We start from the raw sequence: 8,727 nt of genomic DNA, 5'->3' as shown, positions 1-8,727 counted from the left end.
ACATCAAAAATTATAATGAAAATAGAATTCAACAAAAATTAGGCTACTTATCTCCGGTTCAATACCGAATACAAGCAGCCTTATAAAAAGTGTTTTTTATTCCGTCCCATTTTCAGGGTTCAGTACCAAACATTAATTGACTCTTTTAATTAAAAGAATAGTCAGATCATCCCGTTTTTTAGGGTCCTGAATCTTGATCAGTTCTTCGTAGACCACCTGCACGATGTCCTGTGGATGCAGATGTTTATAAGTTCTAATCAGCTCAAGCAAATCTTCAGTCCGAACAAACTCACCTGACAGACGCCGTATTTCTGACAGACCGTCCGTAAAGACAAGAATCATATCACCGATATTGATGTCATGTTCTTCCTGATCATAACGAGTCGTCGGATTGACACCTAATACGATACCGCGAGCACCCATCTCCTCGAAGCTGTCCGTCTTTTCGCGGTAGATATAACCTGGTTCATGACCTGCGGAACTATAATAGAACTTACTGCTGATTTCCTCGTAGAGCCCGTAGAACATCGTCACGAACATATTCTGATTGACGTTCTTCTCCACAACCCTGTTAAGACGTTTCAGACCATCACTTGGGAGTTGTGAGTGTCCATATGAATCCATTCCAAACTTAATCATACTCATGGCAAGAGCAGCTGGAATCCCTTTCCCGATGACATCTGCGACCGCGAAACTCATCGTGCCATCATGATGATCGATCAAGTTGTAATAGTCTCCATTTACGCGCTGTGCGGGCACACTGATCGCACCGATTTCAATGCTGTTCAGTTTCGGAATCTTGGTCTTCAGCATCATGGACTGCAGACTTGCTGCAATATCCATTTCTTTATCATGTGCTTCCATCTTTTTGACCAGTGCTTTGTAGTCGCGATAAGAGAAGCCAAATCCAATGACCATCTCAAGTAATACGTCCATCGACAGCTTCATCTCTTCAGCAGTCAGCTCTTTTTCAAGCGTTAAATCTTTATGTAAGGAAACAATTTCTTCCGGAGAAATGTCGTTTTCAATCGCTTCAAAGCTCAGGTTCTGAATGCCGTCCAGATCCTTTTCATTTTTTGATTCGATATAACGATCCAATATTTTTTCGTAATTAACGACAAGTTCATCTATATGATTCATTCCATTTGCCTCCTTTCCAACTAAAAAGACTTTAGTCATCCTAAAGTCCACGATAAGTATCTCTTTTAATTCATTGAGTAAGTCCGAGACTGATTTCAAGCGCCTGGTTCACTTCATGCATTTTTTCCGCAGAGAGAACAGTCAGCTTCTCAATCAACCGATTTTTATCAATCGTTCTGATCTGTTCAAGCAGTATCACTGAATCCTTATCCAGATGATGATTGGTTTTACCAATCTCTACATGGGTCGGAATACGTGCTTTATTGATTTTCGCTGTGATAGCAGCCACGATAACAGTCGGACTGTACTTATTCCCGACATCGTTCTGAATAATGACAACAGGACGCTTACCGCCTTGTTCCGAGCCTTTGACAGGGGACAGATCAGCCAGGAAGACTTCGCCGCGCCTCATCTACTCACCATCATCAGATAAGAAATACATTTCGCTCTTTTCACATACTTCACTTTCAAGATCGAATTGCTCATAAGAAATGATTAAATTAAGTTCAGCCATAGATTCATAGCCTTCAGCTAATAATTGATCAAATTTCTTCATGATTAACCTCCTAAGTAAATCAACATAATCATATCAAACGCATATAAAAAAAACTACTTTTATTTTAATAATGTATTCTTCGCGGTTGACTGATTATCCGTATAGTAAACACGTGGCAGCCTTTGTCCAAGGTTACAGAGCACTTCATAGCTGATTGTTGACTGTTTCTTTTCTGCCACTTCCATTGACTGGTGAGTATTCATCTTGTTATCGATGATGAGCACTTCATCTCCCAGTTTTACTTGATCAGAGACACGGATCATCGTCTGATCCATACAGACACGACCGACAATCGGTGCATCTTCTCCTGCCACGCTGACCGAGTAGCCCGACATAGAACGAAGAAGTCCGTCGGCATAACCGATAGGAAGTGTCGCGATCCGTTCATTCTGTTCTGCTTCGTAATGACTGCCGTATCCGATTTTCGTACCAGCCGGCACATCTTTGATGAAGTTGATTTCACTCGTCAGCTTCATGACCGGCTTCAAGTTAATATCAGTGAGTGTTTTGATGAACGGCGATGGATAATAACCATACATCGCAATCCCCAACCTAACTGCTGTACAGTCCGCCATTTCATATCGGAGCGCAGCAGCAGAATTCTGACTGTGGATATAACGCGGTTTGTCATAAGCATTCACAATCTCCATAAATGTCTCATGCGCCTGTTCAGCAGAATCATTGTCCATATCCGCACAGCTGAAATGGGTATAAACACCTTCAAAGTCCAGCAGTTCACTTTGTTTGATGCGTACAAGTACCCGGCCATACTCTTCTTTATCTCGTATACCGATACGATTCATACCTGTATCAAGTTTCACATGAACGGTGAGGGTCCTGTCTAAATGTTGAATGGCTTCAGTCAGCCAGGCTTCATCAGGCAAAGTGACCGCTATATTTGAAACGGCAGCCCGTTTGACATCTTCTGGTCTGATGACACCTAACACGAGTATGTGTGCGGTAATATCATTTTTGCGCAGTTCAAGTGCTTCATCTAATGTAGCAACTGCAAAGAAGTCAACACCTTGTTTTCTGAGGTGTTCAGCGACTGTCACTGCTCCCATGCCATAAGCATTTGCTTTGATTACTGCAATGGTTTTCTTATCAGGATGCAGACGCGCTACAGCCGCATAATTATCATATAAATCATCTAAATTGATATGGAGTACACTCTGACGATAATAATTCATTATTATCCTCCTCTTACTTTTCTTCTATTATAACGAATGCAGTCGCCACTGTGTGAGAATGAGCGATTGAAACATGAACTTTATATTTCGCGTCCTCGATGTACGGCTGACCTGCCGCGTTGTTCAAACAGCAGATATCATTAAAGCGGAACTGCTGTCCAATGCCGGTACCATAAGCTTTTGCGTACGCTTCTTTTACAGCGAACCGACCCGCAACAAAAGAGACCTGTCTCGCTTCATGACTAAATGTTTCAAGAACTTTAATCTCCTCCGGATGCAGGATACGCTTGATGAACTTCTCTGACATCAGTCCGCTGATTCGTTCTATTTCAATCACATCTGTTCCAATTCCTATTATCATCTGCCCGTCCACTCCAAACGATTCACTGCTTCATCAATCACTTTTTTAATATGCTCCGCCTCCGTACTATTGATCAGTTCAATCTGAGTTGCTCCACCCGCTGTCGTTACCTCGACGCTTTTTAAGTTAAAACGCTTCATAATCGGACCGACTTGTGTTTCTACATTTTGAATACGGACAAAAGGAATAATCGTCTCACGTTTGATGAAGATACCAGAACGAGTGATCAGTTCTGTTTCACCTACTTGATATTCATGCGTCCTATAAGCGATACGCGGCTCGATCCAGATAAACCAGATCATCTGAAGGACATTAAGAGCCCCAAAACCCGCCACAACCATCAAGGGAATCCAGTCGAAGAAGAAATGTCTGACGGCCGCTAAACCTATGAGTAACGCCAGCAGTATAACTGTCCAGATGGTATTCGCTATACGCCATACTTTTATGGCAGAAGCATCAGCTTTCTTCATATTGTCTGACCTCCTTCTCTAAAAACCAGTCATAAATACGTTCTGCATCTGCTCTTTCTACTAGTTTAAGCGATGCATCCGTAAAAAGCGAACCCGCTGATACACGTAAGACAATTGACGCGAGATGCGCTTTTTCCAGAAAATAATGATCGGTGACATGAACGCTGATCAGCCGGTCTTCTTTCAACTGGTAGATAGTGCTGGAAAACAGACCGGTCTCACGGACAGTGATCTGATTATCCTGAATCTCGTATCCTGAATAACGGTAACGCATCCAGCCTGATATAAACGTCAAAATCAGCAGGACAACACCGAAGATCCACGCTTTATCGAACAAATAATACTGCACGAGCCCTGTGGCGACAATAATCACGAGCCAGTACCACTGAATATAGCGTCTTAGCGACCGTTTCGGGATAATGCGTTCCACTTCATTATAATAGTAGTCGGGAACAAGCTGTGCCATCACCTGAAGACCTTCCTTCCGCTTAATAAAAGGCAGAACATCAATCTGTCCAAGGACATTGTCGTCTTCTGATTCAAGGGCGGCATCACTTGTGATGGTCACCCGGAAACTCGTATAGCCGAGCCATTGTCTAAGAAAGGATTTCTTCTCTTCAACCGCCTGAATTTGTTTGACGACAACAATACGTTCCTTGACCTCAAAAAGTCCATGTCTGATTTTCAGACGCTCACCATCGTAAGTCAGTTCATAATTAAAATATTTCAGTGCAGTGACAAAGATACCGATGATGTAGCTCAGTAACAGGCCTAGAATCACAGTAACCGCTATTGAATAAAAACTTGAACCGATCTCTTTCTGAAGCGGTGACAATCTTTCACTGATATGAAGAATCTCATCAACCTGTGAATACAAGCCGAATACAACAGCAAGCACTGTCCCCATCGCCCCACTCGTCACACTCATCAGCATGATATCTTTAAATTTCAGCTGGTAGTAGGATTGAAATGCTGAAGGCTGATGAACTTCCTCTACAGCATCACCCAGATTATTTTTTCTTGTTTCAAGATAATGGGTCAGCTCATCTGCCGCTCGTTTAGAGATGGTATCCAGCTTAATACCGTCTCCCGGTGTCTTAATATCCAGGATGACGCCTCCGAAAATCTGGTTGACTATATTACGCGTCGTTTCAACGGACTGAATGCGGGCAATATAAAGTTCCTTTGTTGTCACTGACAGAATACCGCTTTTGACAAATAATTTATCATCAGCGATCCAGTAGGTGGTCGTCAGCGCTTCAATGATACCAAGTACGATACTGATGACGGCGAAGAAGAGCAGAATGCCAGGGAAAATAAGATCGCCGATATCATTCAGATTAAAGCCGTTCTTTAAGAAAAGAAAACCAGCAAGCAGAATGGTCAGGAAGTTATCTTTGACGGATTTAAATATCTTTGACAGATAAGTGATGGGATGCAGACGTCTAGTCTCAGACATAACTGCTCACCTCCTTGATTCGTTCTGTAATCTGTCTGGAGATATGGCGGGCGGTCTCCGCATCAACATAAGGTAGCGCTACCGACTCTCCACTCGTGATGACATTGACTTTAGACAAGCCGAGTGTTTGAGCAATCGGTCCTGTACTGATTGTGACGTACTGAATGCGGTCCATCGGAATAGCTGAGCGCTGATGCCAGAACAGACCCTGTGATATCTCTATCGATACGGCATTCAGTCTATAAGCTGTATAACGATAACGGATAGCCGGGGCTACCAGGGAGAAGAGGAACATCAGGGCAGGTAGTACATAGATAAAAATCAGCTGGTCGAACCAGGACCAGTGAATAATCCCATAATGAACACCATAGGCTACCAGTAAAAGTAGCGCTGCTATGATCAGATAATGATACATTTTAAGCTGTTTGACCTGCAGGGGCTGTTTAATCATTTCAGTTGTTGAACGCATAGTTAACCTCCTCTTTTCAATCAATTATACCAAAAATAGGATATCGATGACGGCACAAAAAAGAGCCGCACTTTTCAGTGCGGCTCTCAGTATTATTTCTTGTGATCAGCGAATGTACGCCCTTTGAAGTTCTTAGATTTACCTGCTGCCGGTTTACGACGGCGGTTATCTTTAGAATCACGGTTTTTGAAGTTACGGTTACCACCGCCACCGTTACCACCACGACGACCATAAGATGATTTGCCACCTTTACGGCCAAGCGGTTTTTCGAATGTCAGTTGAACATCAACATCATTGTTAGATTGAATCAGTTCCTGCAGTAATGATGTCACTAATTTAACATCGCCGTATTCTTCAATCAGACCTTGCGCGATTGTTTCAATACGTTCTTCAGATGGTTTAGCTACCCATTCCGCTACTTTTTTCTTAACGTCGCTCTCACGTGATTTTATGACTTCACCTGGTGTAGGTGGACGAAGAGCTTTCATCGTACGATTTTTCTCTTTTTCGATCTGACGGATATAATCCATTTCAATCGGGTTGACGAATGAAATCGCCATACCATGTTTACCTGCACGGCCTGTACGTCCGATACGGTGTGTATAACTTTCAACGTCCTGAGGGATATCGAAGTTATAAACGTGTGAAACGCCTGAAATATCTAATCCACGTGCTGCAACATCTGTTGCGACAAGGATATCGATAGAATCATTCTTGAATTTTTTCAGTACTTCAAGACGTTTCGCCTGTGTGATATCACCATGAAGACCTTCTGCACGGTAACCTTTAGAGATCAGTGCACTTGTCAGCTCATCTACACGTCGTTTAGTACGACCGAAGACAATCGCAAGGTCCGGGCTGTGAACATCAAGGAAATTCGTAAATGTATCAAATTTCTCAAGTTCTTTGACGATTGTATAGAATTCGTCGATATCCGGATTAGAATCAACGTTTGTCATTGTCTTAACAACAACTGGGTCCTTCATGAACTTCTGAACAAGTTCCTGAATGGCTTTAGGCATTGTCGCTGAGAATAATAACGTCTGACGATTCTCTTTCGGTAATTTATCCATGATAAAACGCATATCATCGATGAAGCCCATGTTCATCATTTCATCTGCTTCATCAAGAATCAGTGTCGTCATCTGTTCTGTTTTCAGTGTACGACGGTTTAAGTGGTCGATAACACGTCCTGGTGTACCGACTACGATTTGAGGTTTTCTTTTTAATTCACGAATCTGACGGTCGATCGGCATACCGCCGAATACAGTCACAACCTGAACACCTTGTCCACGGCTGAATGCTTTTAACTGGTCTGCTACTTGTACAGCCAGTTCACGAGTAGGCGCGAGTATTAAACTCTGAATGCCTTCGTGCTGCTTCACTTTCTCAATTAAAGGTATACCGAATGCACCTGTTTTACCTGTGCCGGTCTGCGCTTGTCCTAATACATCTCTGCCAGCCATAGTATATGGAATACTTTCAGTCTGGATCGCTGTAGGTTCTGTAAAACCTAACTTCTCTAGCGATTGGATTGTAGGTTCGCTAATACCTAAGTCTCTAAATTTTTGCAAAATTATTTCTCCTTTTTCTGTTCGCTTGCTCTACGTGTGAATTTTCACTCTGCTCTCGCGTTAACTTCTCTATACTACCATCTAACCAAGTGAATAGCAAACGCATTTATCTGAGAATGAAAGGAAAAGAAAGGAAACCGTCTTCATCCAGACAGTCTCCTTTCCTTTAAACGAGCGTTTCTATTATCGTTTCCAGCTTCATGCCACGACTTGCTTTGAAGAGCACTTTTGCCTCTTCATTCAGTCGTGATTTCAGGAATTCTGCTACGGCTTCTTTCGTATTAAAGTAATGAGCAGGCACATATTTTTCTGCTTCTTCGTAAATGTAGCGCGCTTCCTGCCCTGTCGCGAGAAGCGTCACGTCTTTTCCTGCAAAGTAGCGGCCGACCGCGCGGTGATAATTTTCTGAGTCCGGACCGAGTTCCAGTACATCGCTTAAGACGATATACTTTGTGCCATCCATTGCATCAATTGTATCTATTGCTGCCTTCATACTAGTCGGACTTGCATTATAAGCATCATTAATCAAAATGCTGCCTGCCGGTCCTGCTAGTTTCTCCATGCGCATACCGGTCATTTCGAGATGTGCAAGATTGCGATTGATTTCTGCATCGCTTAACTGCATATGACGGCCGATAGTCACTGCAATCGCTGCATTTCTGACATTATGAAGACCCAGCATCGGCAGCTCAAAGACCGATTCCGATTCACCTACTTTAAAAGCAATCACATCGTCAAGCTGCTTGATATCTCGCAGCTGGAGCTGATTGTCTTCGTTAAAACCGATAGACTGCTTATCACCTTTAAACGTTGCAGCAAGCGGCTTCAGCAGTTCCTCGTCTCCATCATAGATAAATAGTCCTTTTAAGCCTTCAGTGATCTCGAACTTAGCCTTAGCAATTCCTGCACGGGAGCCGAGGTCACGCATATGGCTTTCACCAATATTCGTGATTGCTGCGATATCAGGCTCCGCAATACGGGATAATAACGCAATCTCTCTGAAGCCGGACATCCCCATCTCAAGTATTGATACTTCTGTGTCTTCATCAAGCTGACAAATCGTCAGAGGCAGCCCGATTTCATTGTTATAGTTACCGATTGTCTTTTTCACTTTGAAATGAGGTGCGAGTACACTCGCAACCATGTCCTTAGTCGTTGTCTTACCATTGGAACCCGTAATACCGATTACAGTAGGATGTACTTCTTTCAGATAAGACTGGCTAAGCTTCTGTAAAGCGGTGAGGCAGTCATCTACTTTAATAAGGGGTACATCCGGTGCATCAGCTACATCATTCTGCCAGAAACTGATGGCTGCACCACTCGCTATCGCCTGAGTGACGTAGCGATGACCATCTGTATGCTCCCCTTTGAAAGGAACAAAAAGAACGGCGTCGTCAATCAATCTTGAGTCTATAGAAACGCCTTCTACTTTGATGGCTTCAAATTTTTTTTCTATCGTACCGCCGCACATGGCAGCGAGTTGTTTTGCTGTTCGTTTTATCATCGCC

11 protein-coding genes are annotated in these 8,727 nt (G+C 43.1%); 1 reads left to right on the top strand and 10 read right to left on the bottom strand.

All coding sequences use genetic code 11. The features are described 5' to 3' along the window. The coding region (locus ERX27_RS07310; protein WP_165983063.1) for an IS3 family transposase at positions 1 to 86 on the top strand (86 nt) is incomplete at its 5' end. Between the two features lie 46 nt (positions 87 to 132). On the opposite strand, the gene ERX27_RS07305 is transcribed toward ERX27_RS07310, so the two are convergent. The 10 genes from ERX27_RS07305 to ERX27_RS07260 form a co-directional block, all read right to left on the bottom strand. Next, complete coding sequence (locus tag ERX27_RS07305) at positions 133 to 1,131, bottom strand: SpoIIE family protein phosphatase (RefSeq protein ID WP_239035715.1); 999 nt, start codon at positions 1,129 to 1,131, stop codon at positions 133 to 135. 79 nt (positions 1,132 to 1,210) lie between these two features. Continuing rightward, positions 1,211 to 1,552 (bottom strand): type II toxin-antitoxin system PemK/MazF family toxin, encoded by a 342-nt coding sequence (locus ERX27_RS07300; protein WP_133432177.1) that lies wholly within the window; start codon positions 1,550 to 1,552, stop codon positions 1,211 to 1,213. Next, on the bottom strand, positions 1,553 to 1,696 hold the full coding sequence (locus ERX27_RS07295; RefSeq protein ID WP_133432176.1) for an antitoxin MazE: 144 nt from the start codon (positions 1,694 to 1,696) through the stop codon (positions 1,553 to 1,555). 59 nt (positions 1,697 to 1,755) lie between these two features. Continuing rightward, positions 1,756 to 2,886, bottom strand: coding sequence for an alanine racemase (gene alr / locus ERX27_RS07290; protein WP_239034748.1), 1,131 nt, complete (start codon positions 2,884 to 2,886; stop codon positions 1,756 to 1,758). 13 nt (positions 2,887 to 2,899) lie between these two features. Then, positions 2,900 to 3,247, bottom strand: a complete 348-nt coding sequence (gene acpS, locus ERX27_RS07285; RefSeq protein ID WP_133432174.1) for a holo-ACP synthase — start codon at positions 3,245 to 3,247, stop codon at positions 2,900 to 2,902. After that, positions 3,244 to 3,717: a PH domain-containing protein gene (locus ERX27_RS07280; protein WP_133432173.1), complete on the bottom strand. Its 474-nt coding sequence runs from the start codon at positions 3,715 to 3,717 to the stop codon at positions 3,244 to 3,246. The genes acpS and ERX27_RS07280 overlap by 4 nt, the downstream gene beginning before the upstream one ends. Beyond that, positions 3,704 to 5,176: a PH domain-containing protein gene (locus ERX27_RS07275; protein ID WP_133432172.1), complete on the bottom strand. Its 1,473-nt coding sequence runs from the start codon at positions 5,174 to 5,176 to the stop codon at positions 3,704 to 3,706. The genes ERX27_RS07280 and ERX27_RS07275 overlap by 14 nt, the downstream gene beginning before the upstream one ends. Beyond that, positions 5,169 to 5,645, bottom strand: coding sequence for a PH domain-containing protein (locus tag ERX27_RS07270; protein ID WP_133432171.1), 477 nt, complete (start codon positions 5,643 to 5,645; stop codon positions 5,169 to 5,171). The genes ERX27_RS07275 and ERX27_RS07270 overlap by 8 nt, the downstream gene beginning before the upstream one ends. Positions 5,646 to 5,737: 92 nt before the next feature. After that, positions 5,738 to 7,219 (bottom strand): degradosome RNA helicase CshA, encoded by a 1,482-nt coding sequence (gene cshA / locus ERX27_RS07265; RefSeq protein ID WP_133432170.1) that lies wholly within the window; start codon positions 7,217 to 7,219, stop codon positions 5,738 to 5,740. A gap of 166 nt (positions 7,220 to 7,385) precedes the next feature. Further along, the gene (locus tag ERX27_RS07260; RefSeq protein WP_133432182.1) at positions 7,386 to 8,723 is read right to left on the bottom strand and encodes a UDP-N-acetylmuramoyl-tripeptide--D-alanyl-D-alanine ligase; all 1,338 of its coding nucleotides are present in this window, start codon (positions 8,721 to 8,723) and stop codon (positions 7,386 to 7,388) included. Between the last annotated feature and the right edge of the window lie 4 nt (positions 8,724 to 8,727).

This window comes from Macrococcus brunensis (assembly GCF_004359615.1).
Taxonomy (GTDB): domain Bacteria; phylum Bacillota; class Bacilli; order Staphylococcales; family Staphylococcaceae; genus Macrococcus; species Macrococcus brunensis.
This window is presented reverse-complemented; position numbering and strand designations above follow the sequence as displayed.